The organism is Cupriavidus sp. 09_S30, assembly GCF_056930435.1.
In genome coordinates, this window is sequence record NZ_JBXOWI010000001.1 from 1,215,208 (window position 1) to 1,235,041 (window position 19,834).

Annotated in this window: 22 protein-coding genes and 3 tRNA genes; 24 read left to right on the plus strand and 1 reads right to left on the minus strand. The window is 63.4% G+C overall.

Annotated elements, in window-relative coordinates:
* Positions 1-13: 13 nt before the first annotated feature.
* From AC1Z3O_RS05715 to AC1Z3O_RS05830, 24 genes are all read left to right on the plus strand, one after another.
* Positions 14-892, plus strand: a complete 879-nt coding sequence (locus AC1Z3O_RS05715; protein ID WP_483514238.1) for an alpha/beta fold hydrolase — start codon at positions 14-16, stop codon at positions 890-892.
* A gap of 72 nt (positions 893-964) precedes the next feature.
* Positions 965-1,327 (plus strand): RidA family protein, encoded by a 363-nt coding sequence (locus tag AC1Z3O_RS05720; protein ID WP_483514240.1) that lies wholly within the window; start codon positions 965-967, stop codon positions 1,325-1,327.
* A gap of 16 nt (positions 1,328-1,343) precedes the next feature.
* Positions 1,344-3,578, plus strand: a complete 2,235-nt coding sequence (locus AC1Z3O_RS05725) for a RelA/SpoT family protein (RefSeq protein WP_483514242.1) — start codon at positions 1,344-1,346, stop codon at positions 3,576-3,578.
* Between the two features lie 21 nt (positions 3,579-3,599).
* Positions 3,600-3,676 (plus strand) — tRNA-Val (locus AC1Z3O_RS05730).
* A gap of 79 nt (positions 3,677-3,755) precedes the next feature.
* A tRNA-Val gene (locus AC1Z3O_RS05735) sits at positions 3,756-3,832 on the plus strand.
* Between the two features lie 349 nt (positions 3,833-4,181).
* Positions 4,182-6,089, plus strand: a complete 1,908-nt coding sequence (thrS, locus tag AC1Z3O_RS05740) for a threonine--tRNA ligase (protein WP_483514244.1) — start codon at positions 4,182-4,184, stop codon at positions 6,087-6,089.
* 45 nt (positions 6,090-6,134) lie between these two features.
* Positions 6,135-6,656, plus strand: a complete 522-nt coding sequence (infC, locus tag AC1Z3O_RS05745; RefSeq protein ID WP_483517526.1) for a translation initiation factor IF-3 — start codon at positions 6,135-6,137, stop codon at positions 6,654-6,656.
* A 160-nt stretch (positions 6,657-6,816) separates the two neighbouring features.
* The gene (gene rpmI, locus AC1Z3O_RS05750; protein ID WP_006575466.1) at positions 6,817-7,014 is read left to right on the plus strand and encodes a 50S ribosomal protein L35; all 198 of its coding nucleotides are present in this window, start codon (positions 6,817-6,819) and stop codon (positions 7,012-7,014) included.
* 27 nt (positions 7,015-7,041) lie between these two features.
* Complete coding sequence (gene rplT / locus AC1Z3O_RS05755; protein WP_008650487.1) at positions 7,042-7,398, plus strand: 50S ribosomal protein L20; 357 nt, start codon at positions 7,042-7,044, stop codon at positions 7,396-7,398.
* A 280-nt stretch (positions 7,399-7,678) separates the two neighbouring features.
* A complete protein-coding gene (gene pheS / locus AC1Z3O_RS05760) occupies positions 7,679-8,722 on the plus strand; it encodes a phenylalanine--tRNA ligase subunit alpha (RefSeq protein ID WP_483514247.1) in 1,044 nt (347 codons plus the stop codon).
* 69 nt (positions 8,723-8,791) lie between these two features.
* A complete protein-coding gene (gene pheT / locus AC1Z3O_RS05765) occupies positions 8,792-11,248 on the plus strand; it encodes a phenylalanine--tRNA ligase subunit beta (protein WP_483514249.1) in 2,457 nt (818 codons plus the stop codon).
* 82 nt (positions 11,249-11,330) lie between these two features.
* The gene (locus tag AC1Z3O_RS05770) at positions 11,331-11,747 is read left to right on the plus strand and encodes an integration host factor subunit alpha (protein ID WP_483514251.1); all 417 of its coding nucleotides are present in this window, start codon (positions 11,331-11,333) and stop codon (positions 11,745-11,747) included.
* A 125-nt stretch (positions 11,748-11,872) separates the two neighbouring features.
* Entirely contained in the window at positions 11,873-12,319 is a 447-nt protein-coding gene (locus AC1Z3O_RS05775) for a MerR family transcriptional regulator (RefSeq protein WP_483514252.1), read from the plus strand.
* 68 nt (positions 12,320-12,387) lie between these two features.
* Positions 12,388-12,464, plus strand: a tRNA-Pro gene (locus AC1Z3O_RS05780).
* 462 nt (positions 12,465-12,926) lie between these two features.
* Positions 12,927-14,036, plus strand: a complete 1,110-nt coding sequence (locus AC1Z3O_RS05785; RefSeq protein ID WP_483514254.1) for a helix-turn-helix domain-containing protein — start codon at positions 12,927-12,929, stop codon at positions 14,034-14,036.
* Positions 14,037-14,063: 27 nt separating this feature from the next.
* On the plus strand, positions 14,064-14,672 hold the full coding sequence (locus tag AC1Z3O_RS05790; RefSeq protein ID WP_483514255.1) for a hypothetical protein: 609 nt from the start codon (positions 14,064-14,066) through the stop codon (positions 14,670-14,672).
* Positions 14,673-14,743: 71 nt separating this feature from the next.
* Positions 14,744-15,064, plus strand: coding sequence for a DUF3846 domain-containing protein (locus tag AC1Z3O_RS05795; RefSeq protein WP_483514256.1), 321 nt, complete (start codon positions 14,744-14,746; stop codon positions 15,062-15,064).
* 189 nt (positions 15,065-15,253) lie between these two features.
* Complete coding sequence (locus AC1Z3O_RS05800; RefSeq protein ID WP_483514258.1) at positions 15,254-15,853, plus strand: YkgJ family cysteine cluster protein; 600 nt, start codon at positions 15,254-15,256, stop codon at positions 15,851-15,853.
* Complete coding sequence (locus AC1Z3O_RS05805; RefSeq protein WP_483514259.1) at positions 15,850-16,287, plus strand: hypothetical protein; 438 nt, start codon at positions 15,850-15,852, stop codon at positions 16,285-16,287. The genes AC1Z3O_RS05800 and AC1Z3O_RS05805 overlap by 4 nt, the downstream gene beginning before the upstream one ends.
* A 38-nt stretch (positions 16,288-16,325) precedes the next feature.
* Entirely contained in the window at positions 16,326-16,625 is a 300-nt protein-coding gene (locus tag AC1Z3O_RS05810; RefSeq protein ID WP_483514261.1) for a hypothetical protein, read from the plus strand.
* Positions 16,626-16,989: 364 nt separating this feature from the next.
* Positions 16,990-17,202: a hypothetical protein gene (locus tag AC1Z3O_RS05815; RefSeq protein ID WP_483514263.1), complete on the plus strand. Its 213-nt coding sequence runs from the start codon at positions 16,990-16,992 to the stop codon at positions 17,200-17,202.
* Positions 17,203-17,866: 664 nt separating this feature from the next.
* The gene (phaP, locus tag AC1Z3O_RS05820) at positions 17,867-18,418 is read left to right on the plus strand and encodes a TIGR01841 family phasin (protein ID WP_483514265.1); all 552 of its coding nucleotides are present in this window, start codon (positions 17,867-17,869) and stop codon (positions 18,416-18,418) included.
* A gap of 42 nt (positions 18,419-18,460) precedes the next feature.
* Entirely contained in the window at positions 18,461-18,829 is a 369-nt protein-coding gene (locus AC1Z3O_RS05825) for a hypothetical protein (RefSeq protein WP_483514267.1), read from the plus strand.
* 17 nt (positions 18,830-18,846) lie between these two features.
* Entirely contained in the window at positions 18,847-19,080 is a 234-nt protein-coding gene (locus AC1Z3O_RS05830) for a hypothetical protein (RefSeq protein ID WP_483514269.1), read from the plus strand.
* A gap of 104 nt (positions 19,081-19,184) precedes the next feature.
* Here AC1Z3O_RS05830 and AC1Z3O_RS05835 read toward each other — a convergent pair whose 3' ends face one another.
* On the minus strand, positions 19,185-19,667 hold the full coding sequence (locus tag AC1Z3O_RS05835) for a plasmid fertility inhibition factor family protein (RefSeq protein ID WP_483514271.1): 483 nt from the start codon (positions 19,665-19,667) through the stop codon (positions 19,185-19,187).
* Positions 19,668-19,834: the final 167 nt, after the last annotated feature.

The following is a 19,834-nucleotide window of genomic DNA, read 5'->3' on the forward strand; positions in this document are numbered from 1 at the left end:
CCAGGGAGTCCAGATGTCCGCCAGCCCACGCCTCGGCTTCGTCCAGTGCATCAGCCCCTCGGGCCTGCACCGCATGGCGTACCACGAATGGGGTGACCCAGCCAATCCACGTGTCCTGGTGTGCGTGCACGGCCTGACCCGCACCGGCCGCGATTTCGACGTGCTGGCGCAGGCGCTGTGCGGCGACTACCGCGTGGTGTGCCCCGACGTGGCAGGCCGCGGCCGCTCCGACTGGCTGGCCGACCCGCACGGCTACGTGGTGCCGCAGTACGTGTCCGACATGGTGACGCTGATCGCGCGGCTGAATGTCGGGCAGGTGGACTGGTTCGGCACCTCGATGGGCGGCCTGATCGGCATGGCGCTGGCCGGGTTGCCGAAGTCGCCGGTGCGCAAGCTGCTGCTCAACGATGTCGGCCCGCGGCTGGCCGGGTCGGCGATGGAGCGCATCGGTGCCTATCTCGGCCTGCCCGTGCGCTTCAAGACCTTCGAGGAGGGGCTGGCCTACCTGCAGACCATCAGCGCCTCGTTCGGGCGCCATACGCCGGAGCAGTGGCGCGAGCTGAACAGTGCCATCCTGAAGCCGGTGCAGGGCGCCCACGGTCTGGAATGGGGCTTGCATTACGATCCGGCGCTGGCCGTGCCCTTCCGCGAGACCACCCCCGAAATGGTGCAGGCCGGCGAGGTCGCGCTGTGGCGCATGTTCGAGGCCATCCCCGTTCCGGTGCTGGTGGTGCGCGGCGCGCAGTCCGACCTGCTGCTGCGTGAGACGGTGGCGGATATGGTGGCGCGCGGCAAGCAGGCGAGCGCAGTGGAAGTGCCCGACGTGGGGCACGCGCCCACCTTTGTCGACCCGGCGCAGATCGAGATCGCCAGGTCGTTTTTCCTGGCCTGAGCCGGGGCCGGTTTGAAACCGCGGTCCGCCGCCGGGCGGCGCCGGCCGCAGATTGGAAGCATTGAGAAACACATGAGCACCGATGAATTGAAACGCGCCCACGTGGGCAAGCGCCTGTCCGAATATGCCGTCTACAACGGCGTGGTCTACCTGGCCGGCCAGGTGCCGGAGGTGGACCCCAAGGCCGACATCCGCGGCCAGACGCGCGAGGTGCTGGGCCATATCGACCGCCTGCTGGCCGAGGCCGGCAGCGACAAGACACGCATCCTGTCGTGCCAGATCTTCCTCAAGGACGTCGACCAGATCGGCGCCATGAACGAGATGTGGGACGAATGGGTGGCGCAGGGCAACACCCCGCCGCGCGCCACTGTCGAAGCCCGGCTCGCTAACCCCGATTACCTGATCGAAGTGGTGGTGACCGCCGCGCTCAAGTGAGGGCGGTGCGGTTGAAATGGTGACACCGACAGAACTTCCAGGCCAGGTCGCCGGCACGCCGGATGCCGGCCTGGTGGCGCGCGCGCTCGCATTCACGCGCGCGCGCGGCGCCGAGGCTGAACTGCCCACCGGCGAGACAGTGCTGTCCCATGCCGAAGGCATGCTGCGCATCCTCGACGGGCTGAGAGTGGACGACGCCGCGCGCGCCGCCGCCTGCCTGTTCCCGCTCGCAGCCTTCGTGCCCGATTGCGAGGCGGAGATCGCGCCGCGCTTCGGCGAGGAGGTGGAGCGCCTGGTCAAGGGCGTGCGCCAGCTGCTGCGCATCGGCGCGATCGCGGTCAGCCAGGCCGAGGTGCCCGAACTGGGCAGGAGCGCGGGCAAGGATGAGCGCGAGGCGCGCCACGAGCAGGTCGAGGCGCTGCGCAAGATGCTGCTGGCCTTCGCGCAGGATATCCGCGTGGTGCTGGTACGCCTGGCCTCCCGGCTGCAGACGCTGCGCTGGCTGGCGCAGACCAAGCGTGCGCCGCTGCCGGGCGTAGCGCGCGAGACGCTCGATATCTACGCGCCGCTGGCCAACCGCCTGGGCATCTGGCAGATGAAGTGGGAGCTGGAAGACCTGGCCTTCCGCTTCGAGCAGCCCGATACCTACAAGCGCATCGCCCGCCTGCTCGACGAGAAGCGCATCGAGCGCGAAGGCTACATCGCCAGCGCCATCGGGCGGCTGCAGGACGAGCTGTCGGCGGCGGGCATCCGCGCCGAGGTTTCCGGCCGGCCCAAGCACATCTACAGCATCTGGAAGAAGATGCGCGGCAAGGAGCTGGACTTTGCCGACCTATACGATGTGCGCGCCTTCCGCGTCATCGTCGACGACATCAAGGACTGCTACACGGTGCTCGGCATCGTGCACCATATCTGGCAGCCCATCCCGCGTGAGTTCGACGACTACATCTCGCGGCCCAAGCCCAATGGCTACAAGTCGCTGCACACGGTGGTGATCGGCGACGACGGGCGCGCCTTCGAGGTGCAGATCCGCACGCACGAGATGCACCACTTCGCCGAGTACGGCGTGGCCGCGCACTGGCGCTACAAGGAGGCGGGCAGCAAGGGCTATGGCGGCCAGTTCTCCGCCAGCGAGCGCTATGACGAGAAGATAGCCTGGGTGCGCCAGCTGCTGGCCTGGAAGGACGACGCCGACCACAGCGTGGCCCACGAGGACTCGCCGTGGGAGCAACTCAAGCATGCGGCCATCGATGACCACATCTATGTGCTGACCCCGCAGGCGCGCGTGGTGGCGCTGCCGCAGGGCGCCACGCCGGTCGATTTCGCCTACTACCTGCACACCGACCTGGGCCATCGCTGCCGCGGTGCCCGCGTGGACGGCGCCATGGTGCCGCTGAACACGCCGCTCAAGAATGGGCAGACGGTGGAGGTGGTCGCCGTCAAGCAGGGCGGGCCCTCGCGCGACTGGCTCAATACGGAGTTGGGGTATCTCGCCAGCAGCCGGGCGCGCGCCAAGGTCCGCGCCTGGTTCAACGCGCTGGATTCCCAGGAGACCATCGCGCAGGGCCGCGCCCTGGTCGACAAGGCACTGCAGCGCGAGGGCAAGACTGCCGTCAACCTCGACGACCTCGCCGCGCGGCTGGGCTTCAAGGCGCCCGACGACCTGTTCGCCGCCGTCGCCAAGGAAGAGTTCAGCCTGCGCCATGTCGAGCACGCGCTGCGCCATCCGGAGGGCGAGGCCCAGCCGCACATCAGCGAGGAAGATGCCGTCACCAAGAAGAGCCGCGCGACCAGCGTGGCGCGTGGCGCCAAGAGCGGCGTGCTGGTGGTGGGTGTCGATTCCTTGATGACGCAGATGTCCAAGTGCTGCAAGCCTGCGCCGCCGGATGACATCGTCGGCTTCGTCACGCGGGGGCGCGGTGTCTCCATCCACCGGCGCAGCTGCCCAACCTTCGCCCAGCTCTCGGCGCGCGCGCCGGAACGCGTGATCCAGACCGAGTGGGGCAAGAAGAGCGATGCGGTCTATCCGGTCGACATCCACGTGGAGGCGATCGACCGCCAGGGCCTGCTGCGTGACATCTCCGAGGTGCTGTCGCGCGAGAAGATCAATGTCACTGGCGTCAAGACGCTGTCGAGCAAGGGCGTGGCGCGGATGCAGTTCACGGCCGAGGTGGCGGAGGCGACGCAGTTGCAGCGCGCACTCGCTTTGATCGAAGATGTGATGGGGGTGTTGCAAGCGAAAAGGAAGTAATGCTATACTTTTTGCTTCGCTAGGCTCGTAGCTCAGCTGGTTAGAGCACCACCTTGACATGGTGGGGGTCGTTGGTTCGAGTCCAATCGAGCCTACCAACGAATTGCAGTAGAAGTGGTTGTAGTAGTAGGTGGTAAGCAGTAGACAGGCAGTGCAAGCAGTACCAAGCAGTACAATAGGCTCGTAGCTCAGCTGGTTAGAGCACCACCTTGACATGGTGGGGGTCGTTGGTTCGAGTCCAATCGAGCCTACCAACGAATTGCAGTACAAGTAGCAATATCCGCTTCAACCTGACAAGGAACGGAAAGGCATCATGGTTATGACACCGCGAACTACGACCGCTGATCAGCGACAGTAGTCGAGGTGCGCCTTCGTTCCGGTAATGCCGGAGTTGAATCGAGAAAGAACGCAGCCTTGGCTGCGTTTTTTTTCGTCTGTCGCTTGTCAGCTGACTGCTAAGCTGCCCGCTTTCCGCCTGATCGGTTGGGTCGGGCGAAGTCCCCGCAGTCCGGTGCATGCCAGAGCATGGGCTGGGCGCCACGAGATGCTTTTCATCCGCCTGCCGGCGAGCGCCGGGCAGCCGGATTCCTGATGAGGTGCAAGATGATCGCAATCACGCTGCCGGACGGTTCCCGCCGCGAATTCCCCGGCCCGGTGACGGTGGCCGAAGTGGCGCAGAGCATCGGCTCGGGCCTGGCCAAGGCCGCCCTGGCTGGCAAGGTGGACGGCCAGTTGGTCGACACGAGCTTCACGATCGACCGTGACACGTCGCTTGCCATCGTCACGGACAAGGATGCCGATGGCGTCGACGTGATCCGCCACTCCACGGCCCACTTGCTGGCCTATGCGGTCAAGGAGCTCTATCCCGAGGCGCAGGTGACGATCGGGCCGGTGATCGAGAACGGCTTCTACTACGACTTTGCCTACAAGCGTCCCTTCACGCCCGAGGACCTCGTCGCCATCGAGAAGAAGATGGCTGAGCTGTCCAAGAAGGACGAGAAGGTGGTGCGCGAAGTCTGGAACCGCGACGAGGCGGTGGCGCTGTTCGAGTCCATGGGCGAGAAGTACAAGGCCGAGATCATCGGTTCGATCCCGGCGGACCAGGAGATCGGCCTGTACCGCGAAGGCAAGTTCGTCGACCTGTGCCGCGGCCCGCACGTGCCGTCCACGGGCAAGCTCAAGGTCTTCAAGCTGATGAAGGTGGCCGGCGCCTACTGGCGCGGCGACGCCAACAACGAGATGCTTCAGCGCATCTACGGCACGGCCTGGGCCAAGAAGGAAGACCAGGAGGCCTACCTGCATATGCTGGAAGAGGCCGAGAAGCGCGACCACCGCAAGCTGGGCAAGACGCTCGACCTGTTCCACCTGCAGGAAGAGGCGCCGGGCATGGTGTTCTGGCACCCGAAGGGCTGGCAGATCTGGCAGGCGGTGGAGCAATACATGCGCGTGCGCCTGGGCGCGGCCGGCTACCAGGAAGTGCGCACGCCGCAGATCATGGACCGTTCCTTGTGGGAGAAGTCGGGTCACTGGCAGAACTACAAGGAGAACATGTTCGTCACGGAGTCGGAGAAGCGCGACTACGCGATCAAGCCGATGAACTGCCCGGGCCATGTGCAGATCTTCAACCACGGCCTGCGTTCCTACCGCGACCTGCCGCTGCGCCTGGCCGAGTTCGGCTCCTGCCACCGCAACGAGCCCTCGGGCGCGCTGCATGGCCTGATGAGAGTGCGCGGCTTCGTGCAGGACGATGCGCACATCTTCTGCACGGAAGAGCAGATCGTGGCCGAGGCCAAGGCCTTCAACGAGCTGGCCTTCTCGGTCTATGACGACTTCGGCTTCAAGGACGTGGCGGTCAAGCTGTCGCTGCGCCCCGAGCAACGTGCCGGCTCGGACGAGGTCTGGGACCACGCCGAGGAGGGCCTACGCCTGGCGCTGCGTGCCTGCGGTGTGGAGTGGGAAGAACTTCCGGGCGAGGGCGCCTTCTACGGTCCCAAGGTCGAATACCACATCAAGGATGCGATCGGCCGCTCCTGGCAGTGCGGTACGCTGCAGCTCGACCTGGTGCTGCCGGAGCGTCTGGGTGCCGAGTTCGTCGCCGAAGACAACTCGCGCAAGCGCCCGGTCATGCTGCACCGCGCCATCCTGGGCTCTTTCGAGCGCTTCCTGGGCATCCTGCTGGAAAACCACGCCGGCGCGCTGCCCGCCTGGCTGGCGCCGGAGCAGGTTGTGGTGATGAATATTGCCGAATCCCAGGCCGAATACGCGGAAGGCATTGCGCAACACCTGCAAAAACAAGGGTTTAGGGCAAAGGCCGATTTGCGTAATGAGAAAATTACGTATAAAATCCGCGAGCATTCCCTTCAGAAGATCCCTTACCTGCTGGTAGTGGGTGACAAGGAGCGGGATGCCAATCAAGTGGCCGTGCGTGCCCGTGGCAATGTGGATCTGGGTGTGATGCCCGTTTCCGCGTTCGTGGAACGTCTGCAACAGGACGTTGCCAGCAAAGCCTGAGGGTGGTGAGCACGGCTTTTTTTCTTCTTCTTGAGGTAACGCAACATCGCTACAGACAAAGGTCATCGCATCAACCGGGAGATCAGCGCACCTGAACTGCGACTGGTAGGGGTTGATAACGAGCAGCTCGGCATCGTCAAGTTCATCGAGGCGCTGCGCATGGCTGAGGACAAGGACTTGGATCTGGTGGAGATCGCCCCGAACGCGACTCCGCCCGTGGCCCGCATCATGGACTACGGCAAGTTCAAGTACGAGGAAGCCAAGCGTGCCCACGAGGCCAAGCTGAAGCAGAAGATCATCCAGGTCAAGGAAGTAAAATTCCGGCCGGGCACGGATGACGGCGACTACAACGTCAAGCTGCGCAACCTGCGGCGCTTCCTCGAGGAAGGCGACAAGACCAAGATCACGCTGCGCTTCCGCGGCCGTGAGATGGCGCACCAGGAGATCGGTGCACGCATGCTCGAGCGCCTGAAGGTTGACCTGGAGGAATTCGGCCAGGTCGAGCAGATGCCGAAGATGGAAGGCCGCCAGATGGTGATGGTGCTGGGCCCCAAGAAGAAGAAGTGAGTTTTGCGCGGCGCGACCGCGGTGCCAGGCACCGCGGCGCGGGGCGCGAACAGCGCGACGGACCGTTTCGCGGTCCACGCGCAAAACAAGTGGATGCGGGTTTTGCAAGCGTCGGCGTCAGCCGTCCACCTGCATGCATGTCAGAGAGCTGGAGTTTTTCATGCCGAAGATGAAGACCAAGAAAAGCGCTTCCAAGCGCTTTACTGCGCGTCCGAACGGTTCGTTCAAGCGCGGCCAGGCCTTCAAGCGTCACATCCTGACGAAGAAGACCACCAAGAACAAGCGTCAACTGCGCGGTACCCAGGACGTCCATGAGACGAACCTGAAGTCGGTGCGCGCAATGATGCCGTACGCATAACCCTAACGAGAACGAAAGGAGAGTTACATGCCTCGAGTCAAACGTGGGGTCACTGCGCGGGCCCGCCACAAGAAAGTCATCGACGCTGCCAAGGGTTACCGCGGCCGTCGCAATAACGTCTATCGCATCGCCAAGCAGGCGGTCATGCGTGCTGGCCAGTACGCATACCGCGATCGCCGCAACAAGAAGCGCGTGTTCCGCGCGCTGTGGATTGCGCGTATCAATGCTGCCACGCGCGAGCATGGCATGACCTACAGCGTGTTCATGAACGGCCTGAAGAAGGCTTCGATTGAACTGGACCGCAAGGTGCTGTCGGACATGGCTATCCATGACAAGCCTGCCTTTGCCGCCATCGTCAACCAGGTGAAAGCCACCGTTGCCTGATGCCGGCGCCGGGCGCGCGTAAGCGCGCCTGGGCAAGCACCGACCGCAAGGTCGACCGCGGCCGCCGGGGCGGCCTCCGCAGCACGCTGCGACGACCACCCGGCATGACCGCTGAAACGGGGCTCCGAATGGGCCCCGTTTTCATTTCGAATGCCGTAACGCAGCGGGCAGTGCCCGGCGCCGCCGGCTGCGAGACGGCATCCGAAACGAACACCGCACGTAGTGCCAACCCACGCCATGGCGTTCGCGCCTGGCGCCCAAACCTTCCACGACCGCTGCCATGTCCCTGGATCTGGATCAAATCGTCGCCGACGCCCAGGCCGCTTTCGCCGCCGCCAACGACAACGCCACGCTGGAAAACGAAAAGGCCCGCTTCCTCGGCAAGACCGGCGCGCTGACCGAGCTGCTCAAGAGCCTGGGCAAGCTGGATCCCGAGGTGCGCAAGAGCGAAGGGGCGCGTATCAACCAGGCCAAGCAGCAGGTCGAGGCCGCGCTCAACACGCGCCGCCAGGCGCTGGCCGACGCGCTGATGAACGCGCGCCTGGCCGCAGAGGCCATCGACGTGACGCTGCCGGGCCGTGCCGTAGCGCGCGGCAGCCTGCATCCCGTGATGCGCACCTGGGAGCGCGTGGAGCAGATCTTCGGCTCGATCGGCTTCGATGTGGCGGACGGTCCCGAGATCGAGACCGACTGGATGAACTTCACGGCGCTGAACAACCCGGACAACCATCCGGCGCGCTCGATGCAGGACACCTTCTATGTGGACGGCCGTGACAGCGAGGGCAAGCTGCTGCTGCTGCGCACCCACACCAGCCCGATGCAGGTGCGCTATGCGCGCATGCACGTGGAGAAGTACAAGGGCCGCGCCATGCCGCCGATCAAGGTGATCTGCCCGGGCCGCACCTATCGCGTCGACAGTGACGCCACGCACTCGCCGATGTTCAACCAGGTGGAAGGCCTGTGGATCGGCGACGACATCAGCTTCGCCGATCTCAAGGGCGTCTACACCGACTTCCTGCGCAAGTTCTTCGAGCGCGACGACATCCAGGTGCGCTTCCGCCCCTCGTACTTCCCGTTCACCGAGCCGTCGGCCGAGATCGACATGGCCTTCGAGGAAGGCAAGCTGGCCGGCAAGTGGCTGGAGATCTCCGGCTCGGGCCAGGTGCACCCGAACGTGCTGCGCAATATGGGCCTCGATCCCGAGCGCTACATCGGCTTTGCCTTCGGCTCCGGCCTGGAGCGGCTGACCATGCTGCGCTACGGCATCAACGACCTGCGGCTGTTCTTCGAAGGCGACGCGCGCTTCCTGCGCCAGTTCGCCTGAGGCCCGCCGCGCCCCACGCCGCCGTCTCCCGTCACCGACACACAGAATACTTACCGGATCAGAAGCGCCATGCAATTCTCGGAATCCTGGCTTCGCAGTTTCGTCAATCCTGAAAAGGTCTCCACCGACGCGCTCTCGCACCGCCTGACCATGGCCGGGCTCGAAGTGGAAGAGGTCGGCCCCGTCGCGCCGCCGTTCGAAAAGATCGTGGTGGCGCGCGTGCTCGCCACCGAGCGCCATCCCAATGCCGACCGCCTCAATGTGTGCCAGGTCGACGCCGGTACCGGCGAGACGCTGCAGATCGTCTGCGGCGCGCCCAACGTCAAGCCAGGCATCCTGGTGCCGTGCGCGCTGGTCGGCGCGGTGCTGCCGCCGTCCGAGCCGGGCGGCAAGCCCTTCGAGATCAAGGTCGGCAAGCTGCGCGGCGTCGACAGCCACGGCATGCTGTGCTCGGCGCGCGAGCTCAAGCTTTCGGAAGACCACGAGGGCCTGCTGATCCTGCCCGAGGACGCACCCGTCGGCCAGAATATCCGCCAGTACCTCGACCTGGATGACCAGGTCTTTGTCATCAAGCTCACGCCCAACAAGGCAGACTGCTTGTCGATCCACGGCGTCGCGCGCGAAGTCGCCGCGCTGACCGGTGCCGCGCTGCAGCTGCCGGAGATGAAGCCGGTGGCGGTGACGCTGGACGAGAGGCTGCCGGTCAAGGTGTCGGCGCCCGACCTGTGCGGCCGCTTCTCCGGTCGCGTCATCCGCGGCGTCAACGCGCATGCGGCCACGCCCGCCTGGATGGTGCAGCGGCTGGAGCGCTCGGGCCAGCGCAGCATCTCGGCGCTGGTGGACATCTCCAACTACGTGATGCTGGAACTGGGCCGGCCTTCGCACGTGTTCGACCTGGACAAGATCCACGGCGGCCTCGACGTGCGCTGGGGCCGCAAGGGCGAGCAGATCAAGCTGCTGAACGGCAACACCATCGAGGTGGACGAGCAGGTCGGCGTGATCTCGGACGACAAGGAGATCGAGAGCCTGGCCGGCATCATGGGCGGCGACAGCACGGCAGTATCGCTGGACACCACCAACATCTACCTGGAAGCCGCCTTCTGGTGGCCGCAGTCCATCCAGGGCCGCGCGCGCCGCTATAACTTCTCCACCGATGCCGGCCACCGCTTCGAGCGCGGCGTGGACTACGCCACCACGGTGGAGCACATCGAGCGCATCAGCGCGCTGATCCTGGAGATCTGCGGCGGCCAGGCCGGCCCGGTCGACGATCACGTCGTCAACCTGCCCGAGCGCAAGCCGGTGCGCATGCGCGTGGCGCGCGCAGAGCGCGTGCTCGGCATCGAGCTGTCGGGCGCGGAGATCGCCGACGTGTTCCAGCGCCTGCAGCTTTCGTTCGCGCGCGAGCAGGGCGCGGATGGCGAGGTCTTCGTGGTGACGCCGCCGAGCTACCGCTTCGATATCGAGATCGAGGAAGACCTGATCGAGGAAGTGGCGCGCATCTACGGCTTCGAGCGCATTCCCGCGCGCCCGCCCGTGGCCGAGAGCGAGATGCGTCCGACCGACGAGGCACGCCTCTCGCAGCATGCGGTGCGCCACGCGGTGGCCGCGCGCGACTACCAGGAGGTGATCAACTTCGCCTTCGTGGAAGAGAAGTGGGAGCGTGACTTCGCCGCCAACGAAAACCCGATCCGCCTGCTTAATCCGATCGCGAGCCAGCTCGCCGTGATGCGCTCCACGCTGATAGGCGGCCTGCTCGACAAGGTGCGCTACAACCTGAACCGCAAGGCCGGTCGCGTGCGCCTGTTCGAGGTGGGCCGCGTGTTCCATCGCGACGGCTCGGTGGCCGACGGCGGCCTGACCGTCGCAGGCTACAGCCAGCCGATGATGGCCGCCGGCATCGCCTATGGTCCGGCCTTCGATGAGCAGTGGGGCGTGCCCACGCGCATGGTCGACTTCTTCGACGTGAAGGGCGACGTGGAGTCGCTGTTCCATCCGCGCGCGCTGCGCTTCGAACCCGTCGCGCATCCGGCGCTGCATCCAGGCCGCGCCGCGCGCGTGCTGCTCGATGGCAAGCCGGTAGGCGTGGTCGGCGAACTGCATCCGCGCTGGCTGCAGGAATACGAGCTCGCACACGCGCCGGTGCTGTTCGAACTGGAGCTGCAGGCGCTGCGCGAAGTCGGCCTGCCTTCGTACACGGAGATCTCCAAGTTCCCGGCCGTGGTGCGCGATCTCGCCGTGGTGGTCAAGCAGTCCGCACTCGCGCAGGACCTGCTCGACGCCATGCGCGCCGCGCTCGACAAGGCGGGCTACGGCCGCTATTGCCAGAGCCTGGTGCTGTTCGACGAGTTCCGTCCGAAGGCCAATGCGGCCGCGTCCAGCAGCATCGGCGCGGACGAGAAAAGCCTTGCGTTCCGGGTGACCTTGCAAGATACTGGGTCGACCCTCCAGGACGAGACCGTGGACAGCGCAGTGCGCTGCATGGTGGACGCGCTGGGCACGGCGTTCCAGGCGCGGCTGCGCGGTTGAACGCCGTCTCATCGACGGCATGGAGTGCCCGGGCCGCTGCGCCCGGGCGGATCGCCAGATTGAACGACAATGAACGATCAATATGAATGATCGACATCTGAATGTCATGACTGCTGCATCACGAGGTGAGGCAGGCGACCGGCAAGCAGCCTCCCACGACGACGACATGCCGGAAGCACGTACGGCCGAGGTACCCACCCTCACCAAGGCCGAGCTCGCGGAGATGCTGTTCGATCAGGTCGGCTTGAACAAGCGTGAATCGAAGGACATGGTCGAAGCATTCTTCGACGTGATTCGCGAAGCCCTGGAGCAGGGCGACAGCGTCAAGTTGTCCGGCTTCGGCAATTTCCAGCTACGCGACAAGCCGCAGCGTCCGGGACGCAACCCCAAGACCGGTGAGGTGATTCCCATCACCGCGCGCCGCGTGGTTACATTCCACGCCAGCCAGAAGCTCAAGGCGCTGGTCGAGGAACGCGCCGGTCTGGCAGTGCCGGGCTGAAGCGGCCCGCCGCGTTGCCCGCGACGGCGGGAATCGGTATCCTTCAGTGCGCACATTGCGCACCACGTCCATCGAATCTCTAGCGAAATTCCAGCGGGCCGCGCCTCTTGCCGGCCCTTCAACGCATGTCGGACAAACCAAGCGATCGCGTCGCGCTGCCGCCGATTCCCGCCAAGCGCTACTTCACCATTGGTGAAGTGAGCGAGCTGTGCGCCGTCAAGCCGCACGTGCTGCGCTACTGGGAACAGGAATTCACGCAGCTCAAGCCCGTCAAGCGGCGTGGCAACCGGCGCTACTACCAGCACCACGAAGTGCTGCTGATCCGCCGTATCCGCGAACTGCTGTACGAGCAGGGCTTCACCATCAATGGCGCGCGCAACCGTCTCGACGACCTGCGCCGTCATCCTGCGTCGAGCGGGCACGAGGAAACGGAAGCTGCGGCGCCATCATCGGCAATCGTCGAGGACGCGCCGTTGATGTCGGTCGACCTCAACGCGCTGCGCAACGAACTGGTCGAGGTGCAGCACCTGCTCGCGCAACTGCGCACGATCGCTCGCCACGATGCGAAGTGAATGGAGTAAATAAAAAGTGCAGAAGGCACTAGCCAAGACAAAAAGCCTTCTGCTATAATTTTTTTCTTCGGGGCGTAGCGCAGCCTGGTAGCGTACCTGCATGGGGTGCAGGTGGTCGGAGGTTCAAATCCTCTCGCCCCGACCAAACCCTAAAACCCGCACAGCGTAAGGCTGTGCGGGTTTTTTCTTGCCTGCTGTGCAGGTTCTTTCGACGGTCGCAAAAAAACAACGTCCCCGGGATTTCCACGGGTTCGGCTTGGACCCTGTCCCCGGGATCGTCCCCGGGATCGTCGCCGGGAAGACCAAACGTGACGCGCATCCGACACGGGGAAAACTGCCCCGCGCCTCACTTTCCCCTAGCCGGCATTGCGCCGCGCGCCGCCCCCACCCAAGGGTGAGACGTAACAAAAATCGATGAAATGTTACGGTTTTTTTAATTCCCTTGCGCGACGCGGAATCCCCCACTAATAATCCCTGTGCCGTCACGCTTAAACCTAGGTGCAACGCCTAAACGGAAGCGACGCGAACGCTGTAAATGTCTCTAGGTTCGGCATACATTGTCAGACAGTGCCGGACAAATCCAAAAAAACCGTAGGGGACAGCGATAATGTACGGACTTGATTTGTCGGATGTGAAGGTCACGACCACGTGGTCAGGGGAACGCGAGAAAGTCGAATTACCTTATAAGCTATTCGCGCAGTTGGTGGAGTTCTGGATAGCAGGTCGGCAGGCGCAAACGCGGGACATCGAGCGCAAAGCCGGCAGGACGGGAATCTCGTCTAGTCTCGCTACTGTGACGCCGCCGGGTAATGCGGAACCGGCGGCAGATCGGCCCGTTTCAATCGCCATATTGGAAGCCGTCAGAGCCGGCACCCCACGGAAAGAATCCCCGCCGGTCAATGATGCACGGGCGCGCGCGGATTCCCTGTTCCTGCCGGTCGAAACCCTGGCGCGCGAATCCGAAGCGCCAGCAAAAAAGCGGCTAGGCGAATATCCCGCCCGCGGTCTGCCGACATTCAAGGAAGCGATTCCCGCGCCCGTCTGGAAACTGATCCGCGAAGGCAATAGCCCGTTGCGCGCTTGGCGCGTCTATCGCGGCTATGGCATATCCGACGTGGCCGAGCTAGTCGGCGTCACGCCGGCCGCCATCACGCAACAGGAAGTTTCCGCGTGGCGCAAGGGGGCAAAATGGACGGCGCAAAGCGCGAAGCGATACGCCGATGCCCTGGACTGCCAACCGGGCCAGTTAATGGACTGCGGCGATCTGTTCGGCGATGACGCCGACTGCCATTATCTAAAGATCATGGCGGAGGCCGACGCGGCAGAGCGTATCGCATCTGGCGAGGTACCCGAATCTACGCCGGACGAATCGGATCAGGACGCCGATCCGAAGCGGACCATATTTGTGAAATTCTCGCCCGCCGACACCGATTATCCGCCGCAGGTCATGCGGCAGATGCAGAACGGCAAACATCCAATCGAAGCATGGCGGACCTTTTTAGGCTACGATAAAAGCCAAGCGGCGGATTTACTAGGTTGTTCGCCGCGCAATATCGATGCCTTCGAACGAGGCGAAAATCTGCGGCCCGCCGTGATCGACCGGCTGTGCTCACTTTTCAAATGTAAGCCCGAACAGTTGCAATATCCCGAGGGCATCGAGTTTCACGGCAAGGCCCGGCGGCGCGTGTATGCATCCGCCGCTTCCCATGCCGCCTAGACGAAACCCGATCCGAGGGGATGCAAAATGGCCCGAACCCAAGTGGAAAATTTCAACCTTGCGAATGCGGTCGCGCTGGACGTTGACCGCACGCATGGCGACGAATTTAAGACCAGTTTTGTCGTGGCGCTGCTGGCGCGTTATGGCGTGAAACCGGGCGGACTGCCAAAGCCCGGCGATCATGCCGCGCCATTGACCGCGCAAGCCAAAACCGCGCGCGCTGAAACGCCTAGCCCGTCGCCGGTTATCGCGAATGGCGTGCCGAAGCGCCGTGGCCGTCCGCCGAAACTCGAAACCCTGATCGATGCCAGCGCCGCCGTGCAGGCCGAAGCCAAAAAGCCCGGAGGCAAGCCCGGCAAGCCGGCAGTATCGTTCGCCAGTCGTGCCGCTGTCAGTCCGGGTAATGGTGCGGCCAGCGCGGTTAATGATGGCGCTCGCCGTCGAGGTCGTCCGCCGGTCCTGCAGACACCGGACGGGCGCTATACGCTGGCAGGCGCGGCGCAATATCTCGGGATCGATGGCGATACGCTCAAACAGCTAGGCAAGGCATCCGCCGGCCCGGCACATGAGCGCGAGGGCGGGAAATGGCTGTACACCCGCAAGGCGTTGGATCAGTACGCCGCGACGGTCCATTGATCACAACAGATTGCAGCGGCGGCGGTTTTTAGCGAGGCCGGTCCCGCTGTCCTACGCCGGGAACCAAGAACATGAATAATCCCACCGCACCCCGGACCGTTAAGGTCATCGTTTTTCGCGTCGGCGAACCGCCCGTGATCGAAGCCCATGCCGACCGCGTCGAGGTCTGGCAACGCCTTGTGGGCGGCTATCTCGAAGCCCTGCGCCTGTCCGATGACGGGCTTTATCTGGTCTGCGACGAAGACGGCAAGATCAAACGCAGCCCCCACAACCGGACCCTTGCCAATGGCGATCCCATCCTGGGGGATTTCTTCCTGGTCCGCACGCAGGAAGCCGATTTTGCGGACGTGACGCCGGCAGACCTGACGCATTGCGGTTTCTGGTTCGCCTGATATTCGCGACTTGCAAAGGACCGGACCGGCGCGAGTCGGCTGAATAGGCCCGCGCCGGTCCGCAGTATGCAGGCGTTAATCGGCCCTGCATCGCGGTTCTATTTGTGCCGTCAGGCTACCGGATGCCGCGCCGCCTGAAAATGGCGCGCGGCCTATCGTCACAAACATTCAAGATTACACATTCTTACTGTGGACACTGCTGAACAGGTCGTGCGCCGCGTCGCGGTCGTCGACGACATCGCGCAGCGCAAGCTGCAGGCCGTGAATGCCAAACTCGCGCCGCACGGGTCCGAGTGTCAGCGACAGATCAACGCGCTGCATTCGGGACCGGGCAATACGGATGACCGTTTCCGCGCGCTGTGCGCGCTCGCGGCAGACGTGACTGCGCCGGTTGCCGAGTCGGCAGCGTGCCGGCGCGGCTGCGTGCACTGCTGCCATACGGGGATCGCGGTCCTGCAGCCCGAGGCGTATCTGATCGGGCGCGCTATCGGCGTCAAGCCGTCCAAGGTCAGGGGGCGCCGCTATCACAACCCCTGCGTGTTTCTGCGCGACGGCGAATGTTCGATTTATGCGCATCGCCCGCTGGCGTGCCGCGTGCATTTCAACATGGACGATGACGCGCTGTTGTGCGACCTGACGTCGCCGAATCCGAAGCCGGTCCCGTACTTCAACAATCTGCCGTTTCAGGTCGCGGCGATCCGCATCTGTGCCCAAGTTTCAACGCACGTAGTCATGGACGACATACGCGCATTTTTCCCGCAAGGGATTTCGAAAGGGGGTAAGCCATGAAAGAACAGCATATTGCCGCATTCAATTTCGCGAACCGTGTGGCCGTTGCCATCGATCCGAGCGGCGGCGACGATTTCAAGGCCGCGTTCGCGGCGGCGTTTCTGGTCGAGGTCGAGCGCGCCGGCCTGAGTGCCGATCCGCGCCTGATCGCGCCGGCATCCCGCAAGCGCAAGCCCGGACGCCCGCGCAAGGACGATGCCGCGACGACCAGTGCGAAGCCGGCGAAGGGCGCGGCGAAGGGGGCGAAGCGTGGACGCAAGCCGCAATTGACGCTGCCCGATGGGCGCTATACGACCGCAGGCGCGGCGGATTGCTGCAGCCTCGTCGAGAATTTGCGCACGAACCATAAAGGCCCGCTGTCCGAGGGCGAGGGCAATCGCCACGTCTATACGCGCGCGGCGCTGGACGCTTGGCAGGCGAAGCGCGCCGCCTAACGAACTGAGGGCACGGGCACCAATGGAGGGGACACATCATGAAAAATGCGCCTGGACATATCGCGTACTGCTTGTGTCATGACTGCGTCGCTACCAATGGCGGCGCGGAGGGCACGCATCGCGCGATCTTGTACGCGCTGGAAAACGAGCCCGCCGCGCTGACGGCAGACCTGCAGTCGTGCGCCAATGTCGTGAGCGGGATCATGCTCGCGATGGAACGGCAATTCAGACCCGCGCCCGTGCCCGGTCACTTGCGACTATGGGATAAAAAAGGTTCATCGCCGATCTGCGGGGCGACTGAGGGTCGCAGAACGACCCTTCCCGGTCATTTTCCTTAGCTGTCGGAAAGGCGGCAACGCGTCCAGAAGCGGTCAGCCGTGGTGGACGAATTTTGGCTCCGACGTACACAAGGTCCCCAGCGTGCCGTCAGTCGTCAAGCTGGACTCGGGTTTCCACGGAGTCAGAAAAGCCGCACAGATTAGAGTTATTCCTCTAATCTGTGCGTCGAGCTTGGCACAGCACGACTGCGGCTGCACCACTCGCGAGCGACTCACATCGGCTCGGTACGAGGCGCGGTGTCAGCGGGGTCACCGCGCCTACGCTTCCCTGCATGCGGCCGTAGAAAGACTCTCTGACCATCAAACGACGCCATTGAACAACGGGTTGGTGGCGCGATCGAGCACTAAGAAGACGAGGGAGACGATGGAGCCAGAAAATGTTGTCCGCAGGTTTGAAAGTCTGGCGCTGGACCCTGGCGTGGAACTGGAAGTGGATGATGCTCTAGCTGGCTTGGCGATGCTGCTGACCAATCCGGCACTTGGACGGAGGGAGCGGGTACTGCTCACCGAGGTTGGCGCGACACTCTATCGCACCGCCCTGAACGAGCAGTTGCACAGAGCCATCCGGAAGCGATAGGCGACGGGCGCGCGAGCGAGCGCGACTGCGCTGCTGCGTTGCGGAATCGAGCAGTGACCGCGATGGCTTAAGGCGAATCAGAAAGACGTTGAAAAAATGTGACATGTCATATCTTGATGGTTCCGCTGCTTCAGTCCGAAGAGTCCTCCTCGGAGCCGCAGTCGATCCATCGTGGGCGAAGCCAAAGCAGAGTGCGCCGCGGCAGGCGCGAGGCGTGGGATATCCAAGACGTACGGGGTGAACGAGGAGCGTTGACCATGCTGAGCCCACATGAAATCGCCACGCTGATCCTCGTCAGGGACGCTCGTTCCCCGTATGACCTCGACCCGCTGGACCTCGACACACTGATGCAGCATCAACTCGTCGCCCTGGAGAGTTGTCCATACGGCCAAGTGCGACCACGCATCACTGATCGGGGGAGTTCTTTGCTGAAGGCGGTTGACCGGGTCAGGTAGTCCTTGTGGCATCTGTGCCGTATTGCCTGTAGCGACAATGACAAGCCGGGCGGCAATGGATCGATACCACCATGCACAGGCGTCCCATGCTACGGCCGGATGTGCTTCGGGTACCGAGTCGAGGCCGCCGGCCTAACCCGTAGCGAAACTGGCATTTGTCGGCGGCACTCGACGCCAGTGCGCCGAGTCCGATTTTCAGGAGTGTCATCATGGCGACCTTGTCACCCGAGCAACTTGCAGCAATACAGGCGACCAATCTCGATGTCTTGGTCGGCTTGACGAATCAGACGATTGATTGTCTTCGCAAGCTGGCGGAGCTGAATTCAGAGACACTGAACGCGACCTTGGCTGAATCGGTGGACGCCGCCCGCAAGGTATCAGTCAGCAGGGATCATCCGACGCAATTGCTGGCATTGCAAGCCACGCTCTTCCAAAACGCCACCCAAAGGACGCAGGCGTACCGCGAGGAACTATCTGGCCTTGCCTTGGCGACGCGAGCCGAGTTCGCGAAAGTCGTCGCGTCGCAGTTCGAAGCGAACAAGCACCAACTGCAGGAGGCAATGGATACCGTCATGAGTGGCAGGTCGGCACCGGCCATGGCGATGTGGCAGACGGCGCTTGCGGCGAGCACGACATTGATAGACGCCATGCAACAGGCCACTATGCAAGCCTTCGACAGTGCCGAGCGCAATTGGACCGCCGCCAGCACGGCAGCAAACGCGACACGGCAGGCGACGGCGCGCAAGGCAAAGAGCGAGTGACCAAGAGTTGCAAGCACCGCCAAGACGGTGAAAGGGGGAGACATGTACGTCAGCTATCGCGTGGTTCCACGGGTGGAAGTGGTATCAAGTGGAGTTTTCCGGCCCGGCGTGCTGGTAATCGCCTATGACGACGATGTCACTCTGAACGAACTGATCTGTGATGGCATGAAGCCAGTTGCTGCCTACGATGAGGCGATGGTCGTGGCAGAAATACTGGCGATGCGGGTCCGATCTAGGGTTGAGAAATCGATCCAGCAAACCGACATCCGCCTACCAGCTATACAGGCGATGCTCAAACGGATTGCCTCGTCAGGTGATGGCGAAGCAGCGGAACAAGTCCCACCCCTTGACCTAGCCACCACGCAGTTCGCCAAGCATATGTCTCATATTTCTTGGCGTCGTCACATCTAGCTACTGGAACCGATGTCATGGAAGCAAATCTTGTTCGCGGCAAGGCGTTCACCCTCCGCTGGAACAACGGACGGGGTGAGCACTTCAAGGGGGCCGTCACTCTGGTGCTGCGCACTGCCCCAAACATGGAACGGATCGAGACGTATCAGTGCGATCAGACACGTCCTGAACGCGCTTTGGCGCAGGCAGACGCTGACCGACTGTTCAAAATCAAGACCAAGGAAGTCATCCGCAGTGGGGACGACATCTAGCCGATGAAGGCCGTCGCCGGATGGGGCGACCGAACACGACTAGTGGCACATCGCTGAGGGCGGGGCGATGCAGGCGAAAGTAGCGTGCGCAGCGTCAGCGGGAGTTAAGTGGTTGGCTCACGACTCCACCCGCAAAAACGCTCAAGTAGGTCCGCTTCAGTCTCGTGCACCTCAACGGGCAAGCAGCTTGCGCCAGCAAACGCCAGATAACGCGCGCGATGCTGGCCATTTCGAAAGGATGCTACGCCTTCCCTGTCTATGCCAATCAACCCAAGTAACGTACGACAGCGCCGAACTCTGAACGCCACATATGGCATTTCTGGAATCCGTTCTTGGCTGGGGTCGAGGAACTCGCGAATGCCACGCAATTTTCCAGGATGCCAGTACTGCGCAGCCTGGAGGACATAGTCCGTTGTATCGCGATCTGCACAAGTGAGTAGCCTTTTCAGATCGACGATGACCACCTTGTGACGCGAGTCGGGAGAGTCGAAGCCGCACCTCAAGCGCGCGAATGAATAGGGCTTGTGACCCGGGAGAGGAACTGTCCAGGTCCCGTCGGGACCACGATGCAATTGATCTGTTTCCAAGTCGACCCCGCCTCACTTCTCTCGAGGGGCGCTATTATGAACGATCTTTCGCTGCAAGCCCGAAACATCCCGACAACGGGTATGCTCAACTAGCACACACCGCGTAGGGAAAGCGTAAATTGTGGTTGCGCGGCGCGCCCATAGGTCGGCAGGAAGCGGCGCGCGCG

Excerpts from the sequence above, each read along its gene's own strand:
- pheS (WP_483514247.1), top strand. The coding sequence starts at position 7,679 with ATGTCCCTGGATCTGGATCAAATCGTCGCCGACGCCCAGGCCGCTTTC.
- AC1Z3O_RS05805 (WP_483514259.1), top strand. The coding sequence starts at position 15,850 with ATGAAAGAACAGCATATTGCCGCATTCAATTTCGCGAACCGTGTGGCC.
- rplT (WP_008650487.1), top strand. The coding sequence starts at position 7,042 with ATGCCTCGAGTCAAACGTGGGGTCACTGCGCGGGCCCGCCACAAGAAA.
- AC1Z3O_RS05725 (WP_483514242.1), top strand. The coding sequence starts at position 1,344 with ATGGTGACACCGACAGAACTTCCAGGCCAGGTCGCCGGCACGCCGGAT.
- thrS (WP_483514244.1), top strand. The coding sequence starts at position 4,182 with ATGATCGCAATCACGCTGCCGGACGGTTCCCGCCGCGAATTCCCCGGC.
- AC1Z3O_RS05720 (WP_483514240.1), top strand. The coding sequence starts at position 965 with ATGAGCACCGATGAATTGAAACGCGCCCACGTGGGCAAGCGCCTGTCC.
- AC1Z3O_RS05790 (WP_483514255.1), top strand. The coding sequence starts at position 14,064 with ATGGCCCGAACCCAAGTGGAAAATTTCAACCTTGCGAATGCGGTCGCG.
- pheT (WP_483514249.1), top strand. The coding sequence starts at position 8,792 with ATGCAATTCTCGGAATCCTGGCTTCGCAGTTTCGTCAATCCTGAAAAG.
- AC1Z3O_RS05830 (WP_483514269.1), top strand. The coding sequence starts at position 18,847 with ATGGAAGCAAATCTTGTTCGCGGCAAGGCGTTCACCCTCCGCTGGAAC.
- AC1Z3O_RS05795 (WP_483514256.1), top strand. The coding sequence starts at position 14,744 with ATGAATAATCCCACCGCACCCCGGACCGTTAAGGTCATCGTTTTTCGC.
- rpmI (WP_006575466.1), top strand. The coding sequence starts at position 6,817 with ATGCCGAAGATGAAGACCAAGAAAAGCGCTTCCAAGCGCTTTACTGCG.
- AC1Z3O_RS05770 (WP_483514251.1), top strand. The coding sequence starts at position 11,331 with ATGAATGATCGACATCTGAATGTCATGACTGCTGCATCACGAGGTGAG.
- AC1Z3O_RS05785 (WP_483514254.1), top strand. The coding sequence starts at position 12,927 with ATGTACGGACTTGATTTGTCGGATGTGAAGGTCACGACCACGTGGTCA.
- phaP (WP_483514265.1), top strand. The coding sequence starts at position 17,867 with ATGGCGACCTTGTCACCCGAGCAACTTGCAGCAATACAGGCGACCAAT.
- AC1Z3O_RS05815 (WP_483514263.1), top strand. The coding sequence starts at position 16,990 with ATGGAGCCAGAAAATGTTGTCCGCAGGTTTGAAAGTCTGGCGCTGGAC.
- AC1Z3O_RS05715 (WP_483514238.1), top strand. The coding sequence starts at position 14 with ATGTCCGCCAGCCCACGCCTCGGCTTCGTCCAGTGCATCAGCCCCTCG.
- AC1Z3O_RS05825 (WP_483514267.1), top strand. The coding sequence starts at position 18,461 with ATGTACGTCAGCTATCGCGTGGTTCCACGGGTGGAAGTGGTATCAAGT.
- AC1Z3O_RS05810 (WP_483514261.1), top strand. The coding sequence starts at position 16,326 with ATGAAAAATGCGCCTGGACATATCGCGTACTGCTTGTGTCATGACTGC.
- AC1Z3O_RS05775 (WP_483514252.1), top strand. The coding sequence starts at position 11,873 with ATGTCGGACAAACCAAGCGATCGCGTCGCGCTGCCGCCGATTCCCGCC.